Here is an 18087-nt window from a genome sequence, read left to right as displayed (position 1 = left end):
TCAGATCTTGGCGTTATTCGCAGCCGCGACCGTGCTCAGCCGGAGAAATCGAGCAGCGCGACTCGACCGCCAGCGTGTCGTTCGAGCCGCCCGGCGAGTTCGAGCTCGAGCAGCACCGTCTGGACGATCGCCGGGCCATGCCCCGACTGGCGGATGAGTTCGTCGATCGCGACCGGGACGGGGCCGAGCAGACCGACGACATCGCGCCGTTCGACGTCGGTCGCATCGGCGGGTGGCGGCGCGGCGAACGGCGTGCGCGTGGTGCGGACCATCCGGCGGTCGATCGGGCGTATGCTTTCGAGCACATCGGCGGCGTTCTGCACGAGCGTCGCGCCGTCGCGGATCAGCCCGTTGCAGCCTTGCGCGCGCGGGTCGAGCGGGCTGCCGGGGACCGCCATCACCTCGCGGCCAAGCTCCCCCGCCAGCCGCGCGGTGATCAGCGATCCCGATTTGGGCGCGGCCTCGACCACCACCGTGCCGAGCGCGAGCCCGGCGATGATGCGGTTGCGATAGGGGAAATGGCGCGCGCGCGGCTCGGTGCCGGGTGGTTGCTCGGCGATCAGCAGGCCTTCGCTGGCGATGCGGTCCTGCAGCGCGGCGTTTTCGGGCGGATAGACCACGTCGATCCCGCCCGCGATCACGCCGATTGTTCCCGTCGCGATCGAACCGATATGCGCCGCGGTGTCGACGCCGCGCGCCAGGCCCGAGACGATCGTGACGTCGTCCTGCCCGAGCTCGGCGGCGAGCTGGCGCGCGAAGCGACACGCCGCCGCCGACGCGTTGCGCGCGCCGACCATCGCGATCGTCGTGCGGGCAAGCAACTCGGTTCGCCCGCGCAGCATGACGACGGGCGGCGCATCGTCGAGTTCGGCGAGCAGATCGGGATAGTCGGGATCGCCGAGGAACAGATGCCGCGCGCCGAGCCGCGCGGCGTGCGCGAGCTCACGCTCGGCGAGCGCGACCGGCGCGATCGGCGGCGGAGCGCCACCGCCGCGGGTGGCGAGGTGTGGGAGCGCGTCGAGGGCTGCCGCGGCAGTGCCGTAGCGTGCGAGCAACTGCGCATAGCTGACCGGGCCGATCTGCGGCGTGCGAATCAGGCGGAGGCGGGCGATCGCGCCGGTCTCCCGCCCGGTATCAGCCATGTTTGCTGCCGACGCGCGGCTCGACCCCGCCGACCAGCCGTTCGATGTTCGCGCGGTGCTTCCACACCACGATCAGCGCGAGCGCGAGCAGCAGCAGCACGAGGTCGAACCGCGAGAAAGAGGCGGCGCTCAGCGGCGCGCTGATCGCGGCGAGCATGCCGGCGAGCGACGAGATCCGGAAGATCGCGAGCAAGGCGATCCATACGACCGCATAGACCAGCCCGATCGGCCAATGCAGCGCGAGCACGATGCCGAGCAAGGTCGCGACGCCCTTGCCGCCCTTGAAGCCGAGCCAGACCGGGTAGCAATGCCCGAGGAACGCCGCGGCGGCGGCGATTACGCCAGCGCCGCCGAGATAGCGTTCGGCGATCCACACCGCCGCAAAACCCTTGAACGCATCGAGCAGCAGCGTCGCCGCGGCGAGGCCCTTGCGTCCAGTGCGCAGGACGTTGGTCGCGCCGATATTGCCCGACCCGATCGTGCGCAGATCGCCCGCGCCCGCCATCTGCGTCAGCACCACGCCGAACGGGATCGAGCCCAGCAGATAGCCAAGCACCAGCGCGGCGGCAGGTGCCATCCAGAAAGTTTCCATCGACACGGTTTCAGCCCCCAAGCGAACCGAGCATAGCATGCCCGGGCGCGCTGCGGGAACACTCTCGCGCTACCCGGTACTTTGTCAAATGCGACCAGCGCGGTATTGCGCGCCGATGGATGCACGGCCGGTACTGTTTTTCGACTCTGGGATTGGCGGGCTATCGGTGCTCGGCGCGGCGCGCGCGCTGCTGCCGCGGATGCCGGTGGTGTATGTCGCCGATTCGGCGGGCTTCCCGTACGGGACCAAAAGCGAGGCCGAGATCGCCGCGCGCGTCCCCGCGCTGCTCGGGCGACTCGCCGAACGCTATCGCCCGCGGCTGATCGTGATTGCGTGCAACACGGCGTCGACGATCGCGCTCGCGGCGGTGCGCGAGGCGCTCGACGTGCCTGTCGTGGGAACCGTCCCGGCGATCAGGCCCGCCGCCTTGGTCAGCAAGACGCGCGTGATCGGGGTGCTCGGCACCAATGCGACGGTGCGCCAGCCCTATGTCGACGATCTCGCGGCGCGCTTCGCGAGCGACTGCACGGTGCTGCGCCACGGCTCGGCTGAGCTCGTCGAACTCGCCGAGGCAAAGCTCCACGGCCACGCGACCGATCCGGCGCGCTATGCCGCGATCCTCGACGGCCTGTTCGGCCAGCCGGGCGGCGAACGGATCGACACGATCGTCAACGCCTGCACGCATTTCCCGCTCGCCGCCGACGAGCTCGCCGCCGCCGCGCGGTACCCGGTGACCTTCGTCGATGGCAGCGCCGGGATCGCGCGCCGGATCGCGTTCCTCACCGCGGGGCAGGATTGGCCCGATGCAGCGGGCGACGGACGCGCGGTGTTCACCGCGAGCGATGCGTCGACCGATGCGCTGGCGCCGGCGCTCGCGCGCTTCGGTCTCGCGCGACGTGAGACATTATGACCACCCGTTCGATCACGCTGATCGCGTAAACGCGCTGGAATTCCGGGCGATGAAGGACTAGATCGCGGCGATGGACGTGGACACACCGCCTCGCGGAGTCGATTACTCCCGGATCTTCACGCAAGCGATCGATCGCTTGCATGTCGAGGGGCGCTACCGCGTCTTCATCGATATCCTGCGCAACAAGGGTGCGTTCCCCAACGCGCGCTGCTTTGCCGGGCATAACGGACCCAAGCCGATCACGGTGTGGTGCTCGAACGATTATCTGGCGATGGGCCAGCACCCGGAAGTGATCGCGGCGATGGAACATGCGCTCCACGACGTCGGCGCGGGCTCGGGCGGAACGCGCAACATCGGCGGCAACACGCATTACCATGTCGATCTCGAGGGCGAGCTTGCCGATCTGCACGGCAAGGAAGGCGCGCTGCTGTTCACCAGCGGCTATGTCTCGAACGAGGCGACGCTCGCGACGCTCGCCAAGGTGCTGCCGGGCTGCGTGATCTTCTCGGACGAGCTCAACCACGCCTCGATGATCGCGGGGATCCGCAATTCGGGGTGCGAGAAGCACGTCTTCCGCCACAACGACGTTGCGCATCTCGAGGAACTGCTTGCCGCTGCCGATCCGACCGTGCCCAAGCTGATCGCCTTCGAGAGCGTCTATTCGATGGATGGCGATGTCGCGCCGATCGCCGAGATTTGCGATCTGGCTGACCGCTACAATGCACTGACCTATCTCGACGAAGTCCATGCCGTCGGCATGTACGGCGCGCGCGGCGGTGGCATTTCGGAGCGCGACGGCGTCGCCCACCGGCTGACGATCATCGAAGGCACGCTCGGCAAGGCGATCGGTGTGATGGGCGGCTATATCAGCGCCGACCAGACGATCATCGACGTGATCCGCTCGTACGCGCCGGGGTTCATCTTCACGACCTCGCTGTCGCCGGTGCTGGTCGCGGGGGCGCTTGCCGCGGTGCGCCATCTCAAGGCGTCGAGCGTCGAGCGCGACGGGCAACAGGCTGCCGCCACGATGCTCAAGACGCTGTTTGCCGGGGCCGGGCTCCCTGTGATGGATTCGACGACGCATATCGTTCCGCTGATGGTCGGCGATCCGATCAAGGCGAAGAAGATCAGCGACATCCTGCTCGCCGAATACGGCGTCTACGTCCAGCCGATCAACTACCCGACGGTGCCGCGCGGCACCGAGCGGCTGCGCTTCACGCCTGGCCCGGCGCATGACGAAGCGATGATGCGCGAACTGACGGATGCCCTGGTCGAGATCTGGGGCCGGTTGGAGCTGCGCAAGGCGGCCTAGGCGACGACGATCGTCTCGGCCGTGCCCGGCACCGCGAGCGGCTGGTCGAACGCGACGACGGAGCGTTCGGCGTAGCGGTCGCCTTCGGGCGACCGCATCACGTGCATGACGCGCGCTTCGACATCGGCGACCCAATAGTCCGGCACGCCGGCGGTCGCATATTCAGCCTGCTTTTCGCCGAGATCGGTGCCGAGTGTGGTCACGGAGACCTCGACGATCAGCACGACGCGATCCGGAGGGACTGGGCCACTCGACGGTACGTCGGGCATCACGACCGCGATGTCCGCACCGCGGATCGTTAGCGGACCGATACCGATCATCAGATCGACTGCCAAGCAACGGTCGGTTGCGGAATAGGCGGGGATCAGTTTCGCGATCAGCCTGGCGTTCAGCGCACCATGCGAGAAGCCCCCGGACATCATCTTGCGCAATTCCCCCCGGACGAGCTCGACGTTCATGTCGTTGAAGGCGCCAGCGTCGTGCATCCGCAGATACTCGCGCGCGGTGAACAGCGTCTCTGGGACGGACTCGACGGCGAGGCGGACCGGCTTGTTCATGCCCGCAAGGATACCATGCCCGCGCCGCGCACGCGAGCGCCACGGAACCAGCGAGCGCCCGGCCCGTTTCCCCTTGAAATCAGGAGATTGCGCGATGGGTAAAGGGTGTATCTTGTGGCTGATCGGCGTGCCGATCCCCGTCATCCTGCTGCTGTGGCTGCTCTTCGGCCACTGATCGGTCAGGCGATCCCGAGCAGCAGCGTCAGCAGCCCGAGGCCGAGCGATAGCGGGATCCGCAACCGCATCCACCACACCGGGACGAGCCCGCGCCTGGCGAGCAAATGGTCGACGCCAAGCGCGGCGATCAGCGCGACACCCAGCAGGATCAGCGACGGCCCCGGCCACGGTTCGCCGACCGCCCAGGGGACTGCGCTCGCCAAGGCAAAAAGCGACGGCACGATCGCGGCGACCCACAGCCATTCGGGCGGACGCTCATGGCTCGCCGCGACACCCCACCACAGCCCGCCGAGGAAGCTCAGGATCAACGCGGCATAGGCGTAGCCCATCGACAGTGCGGAAAAGCGCAGCGCGCCGTCGCCGCTCAATACCACCGCTACCGCCGCGATCTGCGGTAGCAGGCCGGCAAGGCCGAGCCAGCGCGGAAGCTGTGGCGGGTTCATGCTGCCGGCCGCCGGATGCTGCCCGACCAGGCATAGCCGCGATATAGCGGGGTGAAGCGCGCGGTGCCGCCGGTCTCGGAGGCGGCCTCGATCAGCGCAGGCTGGAGCGTCGCGCGCGGCGAGACGTCGAACTTGTCGAGCCACGCAAACAGCGCGCTGCGGAAAACCCGCGGCAAGCGCTCCTGCTGACCGAAATCGACCACATCGAGCCGGCCGCCCGGCGCGAGCTTCTCGGCACCCTCGCGGATCGCGCCGCGCCAGTCGGGGATCATCGACAGCGTGTAGCTCTGGAAGATCCGGTCGAACGTGCTCACACCGAACAGGGCCGTCGAATCGAACGCGGTCGCATCGCCTTGTGCGAGCACGATCTTGTCCGAGAGGCCCGCCGCGGCGACCTTCGCGCGCGCGGTCTCGAGCATCGCTTCCGAAATATCGATGCCGAAGAAGCGCGCGTCGGGCCACGCCCGCGCGGCCGCGATCAGGTTGCGCCCGGTGCCGCAGCCGATCTCGAGCACGCTGCCGCCAGCGGGCGGTGCGATCCCGGCGATCAGCGCATCGCGCCCGAGCAGATAGTATTTACGCGTCAGGTCATAGATGTGGCGCTGCGAACGGTAGATTGCATCCATCTGCCCGGCATGCCCCGACGCCGCCTCGACCGCTGCCGCGTCGTTCATCCGAGCACGTAGAGGTGGACGCCGCCATAGATCGAGGAGCGATCGCGCTTGGTGTAATCGAGCGAATCCTCGGCGCGATACTGCCATTTGCCGAGGACCGCATCGGGCACGCGGCCGGGCAGGATGGTCGGCTCGCCCGCGGTGCGGAACAGCACGCGCGCGCCGGGCTTGGCGGTGCGCGTGATCTCGCTCCACAGGTCGCTCAGCTGCGCGTCGGTCATCCAGTCCTGCGCATCGAGCAGGATGTAGCGATCGAGCGAGGCGTCGCCTTGCTCGCGCAGATATTCGGCGAAATTGACGTGGCAGACTTCGATCCGCGACGCGCGCGCGACGATCTCGTCATAATGGTCGCGCTGGAGATAGGGCGGCAGCGGGGCGGCGGCATCCTTGCCATAGCCACGGCCGAACGCCTGCCAGGCGAAATAATTGTCCTTGATGTCGAAATCGCAAGCGAGCTTCTCGAGCCGCTCACGCAGCACCACCGCCATCTTCTCGTCGCCGGCGAGCGCCTCGTACTGCGCGGGCGGGATGCCGAGCCCGAACAGCGATGCGGGCTGGTCGGTGATCCACTTGACGAAGCCCTTGTCGAAGAACGGCGCAAATTCGCGGTCGAAGATCTCGCGCTGTTCCTCGATCGATTTCGCGGTGAGCAGGATCTTGGGGTTCACCCCGTTGAGCCGCGCGAGCAGATGCGCGACGCCGATGAAATTGCCGAGCAGCCCGCGCTTGTAGACGTTCTTGGCGAACCCGCCGATCCGCCGGCGCCCGACCATGTCGCGGCCTTCCCAATAGGCGAGCGTCGTCGCGTCGAGATGCGGGCGGATATAGGTTTGATAGGCGAGCACGTTCTGGCGGCTGTTGGCCTGCGCGAAGAAGCGGTGGAAGGCGTCGTAATCGGGCAGATGCCGCGCGGCGACGAGCTTCAATTTGTTGAGCGCGATATGCGCTGGGTTGAGATCGACCGCGGTGATCGCGCGCGGGTTGGCGGTAAGGTACGACATCATGTTGCACCCGCCCGAGGCGATCGTGACGACATGGCTGTCGGGCGTGATCGCGAGCGCTTCCATGTCGACCGCGGGATCTTCCCAGATCTGCGCATAGACGAGCCCGCGGAACGCGAAAGTGAAGGCGCGCTCGAGCAAACCCTGCTTTGACATATGCTTGTGCTGGAGCACCGCGTTGCGCACTGCGCGGTTCTTGACCGCGCGAGTGCCGGGGCGGTGGACGACGCGGTCCTTGAGCGATCGGAGGGCATTGGCCATGATGAACTCTCCCGCCGGACGATCACGCCAGGGATGCGGCGCGCGGTGGCGCGCACGCACTACGACGATCCGGTGACGCTTCCATGACGGGATAGCGTCTAAATGAAAAGGACCTGCCGGCTAAAGGGGGGCCGACAGGTCCGTTTACGCCACCGTTCGTCGCAAAGGAGGGGATCCGACGACGGTGTTACACGCCGCTGCTTGGGGCAGCGACACGGTAGGTACGCGCGGGGTACATCGCTGGATGCACCCCGCTGCGACAATTTTTTATGGCATCATCACGGTGTCGATGACGTGGATCACGCCGTTCGACTGCATCACGTTGGCGATCGTGACCTTACCCTTGTGGCCCTTGGCATCCATGATGCCCCAGCCGTTGCCCGACTTCATGAAGGTCAGCGTGCCGCCCTGGACGGTGGCATAGGTCGCCTTGCCCATGTTGGCCTTCGCCTTGGCGGCGATGTCCTGCGCGGTGATCGTGCCGGGGACGACGTGATAGGTCAGGACCGAGGTCAGCGTGTCCTTGTTCTCGGGCTTGAGCAGCGTGGTCACCGTGCCCTTGGGCAGCTTGGCGAAGGCCGCGTTGGTCGGCGCGAAGACGGTGAAGGGGCCAGGGCCGCTCAGCGTCTCGACCAGGCCGGCAGCCTTGACTGCGGCGACGAGCGTCGTGTGGTCCTTCGAATTGACGGCGTTCTCGACGATGTTCTTCGTCGGGTACATGGCGGCGCCGCCGACCATCGGATTGGTCTGGGCATAAGCGAGCGAGGCACCGCTGAGCGCAATCGCTGCAGCGACGATCGAGGTGCGGAAGGTGCGAGTCATGTGCGTTCTCTCCAACGGATCGCCCGGTGGTCCGGACGTGCCGGATATACGCTCGAAACCCGGGTATGGATGCAACCGGACCTATTGGAAATGTGCCGACGCTTTACCCGACGCCTAGACGCGCGACAGCGCACCCGTCGCGACCACCGGCCCGGTCGGCAGACCCGTCGGCGATCCGCCGATCGGCTCGAGCGAAACGGCAAGCGTCGCACCTGCGGCAAGCCGCGCGCGATTGGCCGCATTGAGCGTCAACGCCGTGCCGCCATGCGTCTGGAGCAAGCCGAGCGAATGCGGCGTCCCGCCCGCTGGAATGACCCACAGTTCGGCGGTGCGCTTCGCGTCGGCCAGGCTCGCCTCGGTCAGCCGCAGCGATCCGGCGCGCGCGTCGTACACCACGGTGACCGGGGTGCCCTTGGCGGTCGGGGTGATCGAGGCGACCAGCGTCGGACCGGTCTCGACCACGACGCGGGGCGCGACCGGGGGTTGCGGCACGGGCAGCGGGCGGGTGAACAGCACGACGAGCAAACCCGCGGCGGCAACGCTCGAAAACGCAGCCAAGCTCGGCCAGAATTTGCTCGGCGCGCGCGCCGGCAGTGCGACGACGCTTGGCGCGGGGGCGCCATAGAGCGAGCGCTCGATCCGTGCGAACAGATCGGGCGCGGGCATTTCGGGCCACAGGTCGAACAATTGCGCGAGGTGCGTGCGCCACGCCTCGACCTCGCGCGCAAAGCCGGGCTCGGCGAGCACACGCCGGGTCGCGGCGGCGCGCGCGTCGCCGTCGAGCAGGCCAAGCGCGAATTCGCCCGCCATCGTGTCGGGCAGATCGTCGTCGCGGACGTCGGGGGGCAGCACGTCGCTCATCCCTCGAGACACGCTTTGAGCCGCGCGAGACCGCGCCGCACCCAGCTCTTCATAGTGCCAAGCGGCACCGCCTCGCGCTCGGCGAGCTCGGCATAGGTCACGCCGTCGAAGAACGCCGTGCGGATCGCGGCGCGCTGGCGTTCCTCGAGGCTGTCGAGGCAAGCGTGCAGCTGGTGCGTCGATTCGGCCTCGAGCAGCACATCGCTGGCAAGCGGCGCGGTATCGAGGATCGGGGGCGCATCTTCGATCGGCGATGCGCGGCGCACGGTCTGCGCACGCTGCCAATCGATCGCGCGGTTGCGCGCGATCGTCGCGAGCCAGGTGATCGGGCTTGCGCGCGCGGGTTCGTAGGCGCCGGCGCGTTTCCAGATGGTGAGATATACGTCGTGCAACACGTCTTCCGCAGCCTGCCTTTCGCCGCAGATACGGTAGCAGATGCCGAATAGCTTCGCCGAGGTCAGCGAATAGAGATCGCGAAAGGCCGCGCGGTCTTCCTCGCCGGTACGGACCAGCGTCTCGACGAGCCGAAGACGCGCCGCTTCGGGTGTCCCGGCGGCGGAGTTGACGGAAGCGCGAGGCGTCGAATCTATCATTGATCAACACCCTAGCCAGCTGTCGCGGGTATCGCAATCGCCGCACGGCAATTCTGCTGGCTTGAGTGTGGCAATTGCGCGGATGCTTGGCTAAAGCGCTGCCGATCCGCTCAATCGAATTGGGAGTGCCTTCGCTTTGCGCATCGCCATTGCCTCCGACCACGCCGCCTTTGCGCTAAAGGGCATACTTGCCGCCTGGCTCGCCGGGCAGGGGCATGACGTCGTCGATCTCGGTCCCGACAGCGATGCGCGCGTCGATTATCCCGATTTCGGGTTCAAGCTGGCCGAAGCGATCGCGGCGGGATCGGCCGAGCGCGGTATCGCGCTGTGCGGGTCGGGGATCGGCATTTCGATCGCGGTCAACCGCAACCCGGCGGTGCGCTGCGCGCTCGTCTCGGAACCCCTGTCCGCCGCGCTGGCACGCGAGCATAACGACGCCAACGTCATCGCGCTCGGCGCGCGGCTGATCGGCGAGGACATGGCCAAGGCCTGCATTACCGCTTTCCTGACCACCGATTTCGCCGGTGGCCGCCATCAAACCCGCGTCGACAAGCTCGGCGCCCCAGCTCCCGCAAAGGATCCGGCATGAGCACCAACCCCACCACGCTCCACGACGTCCAGCCCGACGGCTTCTTCACGCGCGGCCTGGCCGAGGCCGATCCGGCGGTGTTCGCGGGCGTCCAGCACGAACTGACGCGCGAGCAGACGCAGATCGAGCTGATCGCCTCCGAGAACATCGTGTCGAAGGCGGTGCTGCAGGCGCAGGGCTCGGTGTTCACCAACAAATATGCCGAAGGCTATCCCGGCAAGCGCTATTATCAGGGCTGCCACCCGTCGGACGAAGTCGAGCAACTGGCGATCGACCGTGCCAAGCAGCTGTTCGACTGCGCCTATGTCAACGTCCAGCCGCATTCGGGCGCGCAGGCCAATGGGGCGGTGATGCTCGCTTTGGTGAAGCCCGGCGAGACGATCCTCGGCATGAGCCTCGATGCCGGTGGCCATCTGACGCACGGTGCGCGCGCGGCGATGTCGGGCAAGTGGTTCAATGCGGTGCAGTACGGCGTCGATCCGGTCAGCCACTTGATCGACTTCGACGAAGTCGCGAGCCTGGCGCGCGAGCATAGCCCCAAGCTGATCATCGCGGGTGGCTCGGCCTATCCGCGGCAGATCGATTTCGCCAAGTTCCGCGCGATCGCGGATGAGGTCGGCGCCTATTTCCTGGTCGACATGGCGCATTTCTCGGGACTGGTCGCGGCCGGCCTGCATCCCTCGCCGCTGCCGCACGCGCATGTCGTAACGACGACAACGCACAAGACGCTGCGCGGCCCGCGCGGCGGCATGATCCTCAGCAATGACGAGGCGCTCGGCAAGAAGTTCAACTCGGCGGTGTTCCCGGGGCTCCAGGGCGGTCCGCTGATGCACGTCATCGCCGCCAAGGCGGTCGCGTTCGGCGAAGCGCTCGAACCCGGCTTCAAGAGCTACATCGCCGCGGTGATGGAGAACGCCAAGGTGCTCGCGGCGACGCTCAAGGAGCGCGGCGCCGAGATCGTTTCGGGCGGGACCGACACGCATCTCGCGCTGATCGACCTCACCCCGCTCGGCGTCACCGGCAAGGATGCCGACGAAGCGCTCGAGCGTGCGAACATCACGTGCAACAAGAACGGCATCCCCAACGATCCGCTGCCGCCGACCAAGACCAGCGGCATCCGCGTCGGCACGCCTGCGGGCACGACGCGCGGCTTTGGCCCCGCCGAGTTCCGCGAGATCGGCAACATGGTCGCCGACGTGCTCGACGGCCTGCGCCAGAAGGGCGAGGGCGGCGACCCGGCGGTAGAAGCCGCTGTACGGGAGCGTGTTATTGCACTATGTCACCGGTTCCCGATCTACCCGGAGAGCTGACATGACCGATCCCGCTGGCGACGAGAAACCCAAGACCACCTTCGAAGACATGGCCCGCGCCGTTGGCGAGGATGTCGTCGAAGTGCTCGACAGCGCGGTCGACAAGACCAGCACGCTGCTTGGCGGCGAGGAAGGCAACCGGATCGTCGGCGGCGCCGTCGTCGGTGCGCTGGCGGCGATCGTGCTGCCGTTTTCGCTGATGACGGGCGCTTTGCTCGGCGCCGGCTATGCTGCTTATCGAAAGTTGAACAAATAAGAGATGCGCTGCCCCTTTTGCGGACATGAAGACAGCCAGGTCAAGGATTCGCGCCCGACCGAAGATGCCGGTGCGATCCGCCGCCGGCGCCAGTGCGAGGGGTGTGCAGCGCGTTTCACCACGTTCGAGCGGATCCAGCTGCGCGAGCTGACGGTGCTCAAGAGCGAGGACAAGCGCGAGCCGTTCGATCGCGAGAAGCTGCTGCGTTCGGTCTCGATCGCGGCGCGCAAGCGCCCGATCGAGGCGGTGCGGCTCGAGAAGCTCGTCTCGGGCATCCAGCGCCAGCTCGAGACACAGGGCGAAAGCGAAGTGCGCTCGGGGCGAATCGGCGAGATGGTGATGGAGGGGCTCAAGGGTCTCGATTCGGTCGCCTATATCCGCTTCGCCAGCGTTTATAAGGATTTCCGCGAGGCGCGCGATTTCGAGGAGTTCGCCGGTACGGTGAGCGAGGTCGGCAAGGCGTGAGCACGCTCCCGGCTGTTCCGCCCCCCGTCCTCGTCCTCGTCCGCCCGCAGCTCGGCGAGAATATCGGCAAGGCCGCGCGTGCGATGCTCAATTTCGGACTGGTCGAGATGCGGCTGGTGTCGCCGCGCGATGGCTGGCCCAATCCGTCGGCCGGCCCCGCGGCGTCGGGCGCCGATATCGTGCTCGAGCGGGCGCAAGTCTATGAAACCGTTGCCGAGGCGGTCGCCGATTGCAGCCATGTCTATGCGACCACGGTGCGCAAGCGCGGCGTGACCAAGCCGGTGGTGACCCCCGAGGAGGCCGCTGCCGCGATCCATGCCGGGCCGGGGCGCGCGGCGATCCTGTTCGGGCCCGAACGCTCGGGGCTCGAGACCGATGACGTCGCGCTCGCGCGGACGATCATCACCGTGCCGATCAACCCCGAATTCGGTTCGCTCAACTTGGCGCAGGCGGTGATCCTCGTCGCGTACGAATGGTCGAAGGGCATGGGGCTGGCGCAACCGCCCGCGGTCGAACTGCACGAGCCCGCGCCGCAGGCCGAGCTCGACGGGATGATCGGCCAGCTCGACGCGATGCTCGTGGCGACCGACTTCTTCTATCCGCCTGACCGCACCCCGGTGACGCGACGCACGCTGCGCACCTTGCTGACCAAGCCCGCCTGGTCGGCGCAGGAAGTGCGGACGCTGCGCGGCGTGTTGTCAGCGCTGTCGGGGAAGACGCCGCGGCGACCTTGATCTGCGCGTAGCGGCGTTATATTGCGGTGTAGCAACGACTTACATCGAGCTGAGTTGGGGGCACGGGAACACCATGAAAACTGTCGTCGCTGTTTTGCTGCTGTGCGTCCCGAGCCTCGCTTATGCGAGCGACGCGGTCCCCGCGGACGCTCCGATCGAGAAAGAAAAGAAGGTCTGCCGCAGCCAGGAAGCGACCGGGTCGCTGTTCGTCAAGCGTGTCTGCCGCACCAAGGCGGAATGGGCGTCGCTCGACCTCGAGGGGCAGCGTTCGGCCGAGCATATGCAGAACCAGAGCCGCGGCAACGGCGTCGACGTCCCGCGCTGAGCGATCAGCGTCGGTCGAATGCGGCGAGTTCGTAGGCGATCGACGCTTCGACCAGTTGCTCCCAGAGATCTGCGACGATCGGTTCGGGCACGCCGCCCACTTGCGCTGCGGCGCAGGCATTGGCGATGACCTGGGCCTTGCGCGCTTCGTCCCGCACCGCCGTGCGCGCGGGTTTGATCCGCGCGGCGGCATCCATGTACGCGAAGCGCCGTGCCAGCAGCGCGACGAGATCGCGGTCGACCTGGTCGACGCCGGCGCGGACCTCGATCATGGTGGTGCAGTCGGGGCCTGACAGGATTTCGCTCATGCCAGCGGTCTTGGCGTGACGGGCCGCAGCTGTCCAGCTTGACTCACACGGCCCACGCGGCTAGGCGCCCACCTTCGCAAATGGCCCCGCACCCCGGTGAAGTGGTGGCCCTGCCTTGATCCTCCAAAGATCTGGATAGAGCGATACCGGGTATCGATCGCCTGCCCCGGCAGGTGGTCTTGTCACGAAGCACTTGCCAAGGAATATCACATGTCGAAGCGTTCAAGCGCAAAGTACAAGCTCGATCGCCGGATGGGCGAGAACATCTGGGGTCGTCCCAAGTCGCCTGTCAACAAGCGCGAATATGGCCCCGGCCAGCACGGCCAGCGCCGCAAGGGCAAGGTCTCGGACTTCGGCATCCAGCTGCGCGCCAAGCAGAAGCTTAAGGGCTATTATGGCGACGTGACCGAGAAGCAGTTCCGTGCGTGCTACACCGAAGCAGCGCGCATGAAGGGCGACACCGGCCAGAACCTGATCGGCCTGCTCGAGCAGCGTCTCGACATGATCGTCTATCGCGCCAAGTTCGCACCGACCGTCTGGGCGGCGCGTCAGCTCGTTTCGCACGGCCACATCCGCGTCAACGGCGTGAAGTGCAACATCGCGTCGCGTCGCTGCTTCGTCGGTGACGAGATCACGCTGGGCACCAAGGCCAAGGAAATGGCGCTGGTGCTCGAAGCGCAGCAGCTCGCCGAGCGCGAAATCCCCGATTATGTCGCGCCCGACGGTGCGGCGAAGGTCACCTTCACGCGCGTGCCGGCACTCGACGAAGTGCCCTATCCGGTGAAGATGGAACCGAACCTGGTGGTCGAGTTCTACAGCCGCTGAGGCGAGGCGCTAGCGAAGCTAGCGCCAGCCATACTCAGCGGCTCGGCCGGCGGTGCCCAAGGCACCGACCGACGCCGTGGCTTCGCCACGGCGCCGATCCGAACCAAGAAGGGCGGCCCCGCATCGGGCCGCCCTTTTTCGTGTCACTTGATGCCGAGCGACGTGCGCAGGAACGTATCGGTCTTGTCGAGCATCTTCGTGCGCGCGGCAGTATCGTCGAGCTGATGGTCGAGCCCCTTGAACTCGACCAGCTCGACTTGCTTGTGCGCGCTGCGCAGCCGGCTCGCCATCGTGCGTGATTCACCGATGCCGACATTCTGGTCCATGTCGCCGTGGAACAGCAGCACCGGCGCGGCGATCTGCGCGGCGTTCAGCGCAGGCGATCCCTCGCGGATATGCGGCCCCTTGCCGACAAACGCATCGACCAGCGCGAAGCTCTCATAATGGTCATGCTCGTGGCGCCACGTGTCGAGATCGGTGACCGGCGCGATCCCGACGATCGCCTTGAACAGCGCGGGGTCGAGGATCGGCGATTGCAGCGCGGCATAGCCGCCATACGACCAGCCGACGATCGCGAGCCGGCCCGGCGCGGCGATGCCCTGCTTGACCATCCAGCGCCCGGCATCGTTGACGTCGCCGATCGCGATGCGCCACGATTTGAAACCGTTCTGCTGGAACCATGTATCGCCATAACCGGTCGATCCGCGATAGTTCGGCTGGAGCACGGCGTAGCCGCGCGCCGCGAGGAACTGGACGAGCCAGTCGAAGCCCCATTCGTCGCGGTCGCCCGGGCCACCGTGCGGCATGACGATCGCGGGCAGCCCCTTGCCCGATCCACCCACCGGGAGCGTCAGATAGGCGGGGATCGGCGTGCCGTCGGCGGCGGGAAAGGTGATCGCCTTGACCGGGGCAAGCTTGGCTTCCTCGAGCGGCGGGCGCGCGAGCAGCAGAGCGTCGAGGTGTCGCGTCTTCTTGTCGAACACCATGTACTTGCCGGGATCGACGTCGCTTCCGGTCCACAGCAACAGCTTCGATTCATCCGCGCTGGCGTCGATGAAGCGGACCAGCGGGGTGCCCGGCATCGCCTTGGACAGGCTCAGCGACAGCTTCTTGAGCTCGGGGTCGAAGAAATCGGTCTGGCGGCGATCGGTGACGAAGCTCACGCCGACCACGCGGTTGTGACGCCCGATGCGGACCAGCCCGGCGACATCGACGTCGGGGCGCGAATAGACGAGCTCCCGCTTGAGGCTGCCATCGAGCGCGATCTTGAACAGCGCGCGTCGCCCGTCGAGATTGTCGAAGCCATAGACCACGTCGAGCGCGGGATCGACGGCATAGGGATCGAACCCGGATTCGGTCTGTGCGTCGCCGGTGACGGTGCTGAGCGGCAGCCATTTGGTCGTGCCGGCCTTGCGATAGACATAGCGGATATGCGTCGCGCCATAGCCGCTGCTCGTTTTCGGCCGGATGCCGGCGATGCGAACGGTCCCGCGCCCGTCGGAGATATATTCCTCGGTATCCGCGCGCGCGGGCTCGACGAAGCTGCGGCGCAGTGTCGCGGGATCGACGCGTTCGACGGCGAGCCCGTGGTCGGTCTCGTTGAGATGCGTGCCGGTACTGTATTCGGGAACGACTTGGCGCGTCATCAGCAGCGTGGCGCCGCTGGGGTCGCCCTGCCAGTCGATGATGCGCCCGCCATTCTGCATCACGCCAAGCGCGTCGGTCGAGGTCCTGGCGCTGAGCAGCTTGAGGTTCTTGCCATCGGCCTGCACCGTGATCAGCCGATCGAAGCCGACCATGTCGCTGACCTTGCCGTCGGTGAAGCGCAGCCCGCAGACCAGCCGGTCGTTGGTGGCCCATTGGCAATAATCGAGCTGCTCCTTCTCGCCGCTCGAGCCGAACACGCGGACCAATGGTTCGGCCGAATCGACCGTCAGCACGAACGCCGCGACGCCGCGATCGCCCGCGCTCATCAGCACGACGGCGCGTTTGCCATCGGGCGACAGGCTGATCTGCTGCACCGATTCGCGCGCGCCGAAGCGCTGTGCGTCGGTCAGCGCGGTGGGTGCGGTCGCCGCTGCATCCGGGGCCGCGCTCGCGGCAAGCGGTGATGTGGCAACGCAGGCGATCAGCGCTGCGCGCAGCATATGTCGTGTCATGGAATCCCCCCTATGATTCCGCACGATACCGCGTTTCCGATCCCCCGCAAGCGACCCGTTCCGGAGCGTTGCGCGTTTGATCGTGGCCTGCCAGAACGGTGCGCGAAATCCAGTAAAAGGGCTTGCCGATGCGCCTCTCCCCGACGTTTGCCGTGATCCTGGGCGCGGTTGCGCTATCGACGAGCGCAACCGCGCAAACCGCACCAGCGATATCCGTGCAGACGCTCAAGGAGGTCACCAAGACGCTGTCGTCCGACGCGTACGAAGGCCGCAAGCCGACCACGCCGGGCGAGGACAAGGCGACCGACTATATCGTCGCGCGCTTCAAGGCGGCGGGGCTCAAGCCGGGCAACAATGGCAGCTGGTTCCAGCCCGTCCCGCTCGTCGAACTCACCGCGCGCGACGTGACGCCGATGACCTTCAGCGGCGGCAAGACGCCGGTCGCGCTGCAATATCGCCAAGACGTGGTGCTCGCGACCTATCGCGTCACACCAACGATCGCGATCAAGGATTCGCCCGTCGTGTTCGTCGGCTACGGCATCACCGCGCCCGAACGCGGGTGGGATGACTATGCCGGGGTCGATGTCCACGGCAAGACCGTCGTGATCCTCGTCAACGACCCCGACTGGCAGACGCCGGGCCGCGACGGGCTCTTCGAGGGCAAGGCGATGACCTATTACGGCCGCTGGACCTACAAGTTCGAGGAAGCCGCGCGCCACGGCGCGACCGCGGCGATCATCGTCCACGATACCGAGCCTGCCGCCTATGGCTGGGGCGTCGTCCAGTCGAGCTGGACCGGCCCGCAATTGGAGCTCGACGAGAAGGGCGACCATGCCGACCAGAGCGCGGCGATCGGCTGGATGCAGCTTGCCAAGGCAAAGGAGCTGTTCGCCAGCGCCGGGCAGAATTTCGAGACGCTCAGCGCCGCCGCCAAGACCAAGGGCTTCACGGCCGTACCGCTCGGCGTGACGGCGTCGGTCAGCTTCGCCAACACGATCAAGCGGCAAGCCTCGAAGAACGTGATCGGCATCCTGCCCGGCACGACGGCGCCGAAGGACTATGTCTTCTACACCGCGCACTGGGACCATCTCGGCCACTGCGACGCGGTCAACGGCGACGACATCTGCAACGGCGCGCTCGACAATGCGAGCGGCGTCGCCGGGCTCGTCGCGCTCGCCGAGGCCAATGCCAAGGCCGGGCCAGCGAAGCGCTCGCTCGTCTTCCTGTCGGTGACGTGCGAGGAATGCGGGCTGCTCGGGTCGCGTTATTATGCCGAGCATCCGATCTATCCGCTCGCGCAGACCGTCGGCGGGGTGAATATGGACGGGCTCAACGTCAAAGGCCGGACCCGGGATTTCGTTGTTGCTGGCGCGGGCAAGTCCGAGCTCGAGGATCGCATGAAGCTGCTGGTCGAGGCGCAGGATCGCGTGATCAAGCCCGAGCCCAATCCCGAGCGCGGCGGGTATTTCCGTTCGGACCATTTCAGCTTCGCCAAATTGGGCGTGCCGATGTTCGATGGCGGCGCGGGCGAGGATCTGCGCGTCGGCGGTGTCGCAGCGGGACACGCCGCGACGCTCGATTATATCCAAAACCGCTATCACAAGCCGCAGGACGAATATAATGCGGCATGGGATTGGTCGGGCGCGGTCGAGGACGTTCAGCTCTATTATGCGCTGGGGCGTCAGCTCGCCGATGGCACCGATTGGCCCAATTGGTACAAATCCGCGGAATTCCGCGCCGTTCGCGACACGAGTCGTGCAGGGAAATAACGT

The 18087-nt window shown here is 66.8% G+C and carries 21 protein-coding genes; 10 read left to right on the top strand and 11 right to left on the bottom strand.

What is annotated here, in order from left to right:
- Nucleotides 1-35 precede the first annotated feature (35 nt).
- Both dprA and plsY read right to left on the bottom strand, forming a co-directional pair.
- Entirely contained in the window at nt 36-1142 is a 1107-nt protein-coding gene (gene dprA, locus QN347_RS05490) for a DNA-processing protein DprA (RefSeq protein ID WP_322161685.1), read from the bottom strand.
- On the bottom strand, nt 1135-1719 hold the full coding sequence (gene plsY, locus QN347_RS05485) for a glycerol-3-phosphate 1-O-acyltransferase PlsY (protein ID WP_322161687.1): 585 nt from the start codon (nt 1717-1719) through the stop codon (nt 1135-1137). Before plsY ends, dprA begins: the two co-directional genes overlap by 8 nt.
- 130 nt (nt 1720-1849) lie before the next feature.
- Between plsY and murI the strand changes: the two genes are divergently transcribed.
- Together murI and hemA are read left to right on the top strand one after the other, a co-directional pair.
- The gene (gene murI / locus QN347_RS05480; RefSeq protein ID WP_322161689.1) at nt 1850-2644 is read left to right on the top strand and encodes a glutamate racemase; all 795 of its coding nucleotides are present in this window, start codon (nt 1850-1852) and stop codon (nt 2642-2644) included.
- A gap of 70 nt (nt 2645-2714) precedes the next feature.
- Nucleotides 2715-3956, top strand: a complete 1242-nt coding sequence (gene hemA, locus QN347_RS05475) for a 5-aminolevulinate synthase (protein ID WP_322161691.1) — start codon at nt 2715-2717, stop codon at nt 3954-3956.
- Here the strand turns inward: hemA and QN347_RS05470 are convergent.
- From QN347_RS05470 to QN347_RS05440, 7 genes are all read right to left on the bottom strand, one after another.
- Nucleotides 3953-4513 (bottom strand): Uma2 family endonuclease, encoded by a 561-nt coding sequence (locus QN347_RS05470; protein WP_322161693.1) that lies wholly within the window; start codon nt 4511-4513, stop codon nt 3953-3955. The genes hemA and QN347_RS05470 overlap by 4 nt on opposite strands.
- 179 nt (nt 4514-4692) lie before the next feature.
- Complete coding sequence (locus QN347_RS05465) at nt 4693-5133, bottom strand: DUF3429 domain-containing protein (protein WP_322161695.1); 441 nt, start codon at nt 5131-5133, stop codon at nt 4693-4695.
- Nucleotides 5130-5807, bottom strand: a complete 678-nt coding sequence (locus QN347_RS05460) for a class I SAM-dependent methyltransferase (protein WP_322161697.1) — start codon at nt 5805-5807, stop codon at nt 5130-5132. The genes QN347_RS05465 and QN347_RS05460 overlap by 4 nt, the downstream gene beginning before the upstream one ends.
- The gene (locus QN347_RS05455) at nt 5804-7069 is read right to left on the bottom strand and encodes a DUF3419 family protein (RefSeq protein ID WP_322161699.1); all 1266 of its coding nucleotides are present in this window, start codon (nt 7067-7069) and stop codon (nt 5804-5806) included. The genes QN347_RS05460 and QN347_RS05455 overlap by 4 nt, the downstream gene beginning before the upstream one ends.
- Before the next feature lie 267 nt (nt 7070-7336).
- On the bottom strand, nt 7337-7891 hold the full coding sequence (locus QN347_RS05450; RefSeq protein ID WP_133191378.1) for a fasciclin domain-containing protein: 555 nt from the start codon (nt 7889-7891) through the stop codon (nt 7337-7339).
- A 114-nt stretch (nt 7892-8005) separates the two neighbouring features.
- Nucleotides 8006-8752: an anti-sigma factor domain-containing protein gene (locus tag QN347_RS05445; protein WP_322161701.1), complete on the bottom strand. Its 747-nt coding sequence runs from the start codon at nt 8750-8752 to the stop codon at nt 8006-8008.
- Nucleotides 8749-9345: a sigma-70 family RNA polymerase sigma factor gene (locus QN347_RS05440; protein WP_229839383.1), complete on the bottom strand. Its 597-nt coding sequence runs from the start codon at nt 9343-9345 to the stop codon at nt 8749-8751. Before QN347_RS05440 ends, QN347_RS05445 begins: the two co-directional genes overlap by 4 nt.
- 136 nt (nt 9346-9481) lie before the next feature.
- On the opposite strand from QN347_RS05440, the gene rpiB reads away from it, so the two are divergent.
- The 6 genes from rpiB (at nt 9482) to QN347_RS05410 (ending at nt 13024) form a co-directional block, all read left to right on the top strand.
- Complete coding sequence (rpiB, locus tag QN347_RS05435; protein ID WP_133191380.1) at nt 9482-9934, top strand: ribose 5-phosphate isomerase B; 453 nt, start codon at nt 9482-9484, stop codon at nt 9932-9934.
- Nucleotides 9931-11244 carry a serine hydroxymethyltransferase gene (gene glyA / locus QN347_RS05430; RefSeq protein ID WP_322161704.1) on the top strand — a complete coding sequence of 438 codons (1314 nt, stop codon included), beginning with the start codon at nt 9931-9933 and terminating at the stop codon, nt 11242-11244. The genes rpiB and glyA overlap by 4 nt, the downstream gene beginning before the upstream one ends.
- A 1-nt stretch (nt 11245) precedes the next feature.
- Nucleotides 11246-11500, top strand: coding sequence for a hypothetical protein (locus QN347_RS05425; RefSeq protein WP_133191382.1), 255 nt, complete (start codon nt 11246-11248; stop codon nt 11498-11500).
- Between the two features lie 3 nt (nt 11501-11503).
- Nucleotides 11504-11965 carry a transcriptional regulator NrdR gene (gene nrdR / locus QN347_RS05420; protein WP_133191383.1) on the top strand — a complete coding sequence of 154 codons (462 nt, stop codon included), beginning with the start codon at nt 11504-11506 and terminating at the stop codon, nt 11963-11965.
- Nucleotides 11962-12699, top strand: coding sequence for an RNA methyltransferase (locus QN347_RS05415; RefSeq protein ID WP_322161707.1), 738 nt, complete (start codon nt 11962-11964; stop codon nt 12697-12699). Before nrdR ends, QN347_RS05415 begins: the two co-directional genes overlap by 4 nt.
- Before the next feature lie 73 nt (nt 12700-12772).
- Nucleotides 12773-13024 (top strand): hypothetical protein, encoded by a 252-nt coding sequence (locus QN347_RS05410; RefSeq protein WP_322161709.1) that lies wholly within the window; start codon nt 12773-12775, stop codon nt 13022-13024.
- A 4-nt stretch (nt 13025-13028) separates the two neighbouring features.
- Here the strand turns inward: QN347_RS05410 and QN347_RS05405 are convergent, their stop codons facing one another.
- Nucleotides 13029-13331: a chorismate mutase gene (locus QN347_RS05405; protein ID WP_322161711.1), complete on the bottom strand. Its 303-nt coding sequence runs from the start codon at nt 13329-13331 to the stop codon at nt 13029-13031.
- Nucleotides 13332-13541: 210 nt separating this feature from the next.
- Between QN347_RS05405 and rpsD the strand changes: the two genes are divergently transcribed.
- Complete coding sequence (gene rpsD, locus QN347_RS05400; RefSeq protein WP_133191387.1) at nt 13542-14156, top strand: 30S ribosomal protein S4; 615 nt, start codon at nt 13542-13544, stop codon at nt 14154-14156.
- A gap of 143 nt (nt 14157-14299) precedes the next feature.
- Here rpsD and QN347_RS05395 read toward each other — a convergent pair whose 3' ends face one another.
- Entirely contained in the window at nt 14300-16315 is a 2016-nt protein-coding gene (locus QN347_RS05395) for an alpha/beta hydrolase family protein (RefSeq protein ID WP_322161713.1), read from the bottom strand.
- 128 nt (nt 16316-16443) lie between these two features.
- Here QN347_RS05395 and QN347_RS05390 point away from each other — a divergent pair, with 128 nt between their 5' ends.
- Nucleotides 16444-18084: a M28 family metallopeptidase gene (locus QN347_RS05390; RefSeq protein ID WP_322161715.1), complete on the top strand. Its 1641-nt coding sequence runs from the start codon at nt 16444-16446 to the stop codon at nt 18082-18084.
- Nucleotides 18085-18087 lie beyond the last annotated feature (3 nt).

The organism is Sphingomonas sp. 10B4 (assembly GCF_035019905.1).
GTDB lineage: Bacteria > Pseudomonadota > Alphaproteobacteria > Sphingomonadales > Sphingomonadaceae > Sphingomonas > Sphingomonas glacialis.
This window is presented reverse-complemented; position numbering and strand designations above follow the sequence as displayed.

Bases quoted from the DNA above. Each gene is read 5' to 3' on its own strand.
- hemA (WP_322161691.1), top strand. From the start codon at position 2,715: ATGGACGTGGACACACCGCCTCGCGGAGTCGATTACTCCCGGATCTTC.
- QN347_RS05470 (WP_322161693.1), bottom strand. From the start codon at position 4,513: ATGAACAAGCCGGTCCGCCTCGCCGTCGAGTCCGTCCCAGAGACGCTG.
- QN347_RS05445 (WP_322161701.1), bottom strand. From the start codon at position 8,752: ATGAGCGACGTGCTGCCCCCCGACGTCCGCGACGACGATCTGCCCGAC.
- QN347_RS05460 (WP_322161697.1), bottom strand. From the start codon at position 5,807: ATGAACGACGCGGCAGCGGTCGAGGCGGCGTCGGGGCATGCCGGGCAG.
- QN347_RS05425 (WP_133191382.1), top strand. From the start codon at position 11,246: ATGACCGATCCCGCTGGCGACGAGAAACCCAAGACCACCTTCGAAGAC.
- nrdR (WP_133191383.1), top strand. From the start codon at position 11,504: ATGCGCTGCCCCTTTTGCGGACATGAAGACAGCCAGGTCAAGGATTCG.
- QN347_RS05390 (WP_322161715.1), top strand. From the start codon at position 16,444: ATGCGCCTCTCCCCGACGTTTGCCGTGATCCTGGGCGCGGTTGCGCTA.
- glyA (WP_322161704.1), top strand. From the start codon at position 9,931: ATGAGCACCAACCCCACCACGCTCCACGACGTCCAGCCCGACGGCTTC.
- rpsD (WP_133191387.1), top strand. From the start codon at position 13,542: ATGTCGAAGCGTTCAAGCGCAAAGTACAAGCTCGATCGCCGGATGGGC.
- QN347_RS05410 (WP_322161709.1), top strand. From the start codon at position 12,773: ATGAAAACTGTCGTCGCTGTTTTGCTGCTGTGCGTCCCGAGCCTCGCT.
- QN347_RS05465 (WP_322161695.1), bottom strand. From the start codon at position 5,133: ATGAACCCGCCACAGCTTCCGCGCTGGCTCGGCCTTGCCGGCCTGCTA.
- QN347_RS05450 (WP_133191378.1), bottom strand. From the start codon at position 7,891: ATGACTCGCACCTTCCGCACCTCGATCGTCGCTGCAGCGATTGCGCTC.
- QN347_RS05440 (WP_229839383.1), bottom strand. From the start codon at position 9,345: ATGATAGATTCGACGCCTCGCGCTTCCGTCAACTCCGCCGCCGGGACA.
- murI (WP_322161689.1), top strand. From the start codon at position 1,850: ATGGATGCACGGCCGGTACTGTTTTTCGACTCTGGGATTGGCGGGCTA.
- dprA (WP_322161685.1), bottom strand. From the start codon at position 1,142: ATGGCTGATACCGGGCGGGAGACCGGCGCGATCGCCCGCCTCCGCCTG.
- plsY (WP_322161687.1), bottom strand. From the start codon at position 1,719: ATGGCACCTGCCGCCGCGCTGGTGCTTGGCTATCTGCTGGGCTCGATC.
- QN347_RS05405 (WP_322161711.1), bottom strand. From the start codon at position 13,331: ATGAGCGAAATCCTGTCAGGCCCCGACTGCACCACCATGATCGAGGTC.
- QN347_RS05395 (WP_322161713.1), bottom strand. From the start codon at position 16,315: ATGACACGACATATGCTGCGCGCAGCGCTGATCGCCTGCGTTGCCACA.
- QN347_RS05455 (WP_322161699.1), bottom strand. From the start codon at position 7,069: ATGGCCAATGCCCTCCGATCGCTCAAGGACCGCGTCGTCCACCGCCCC.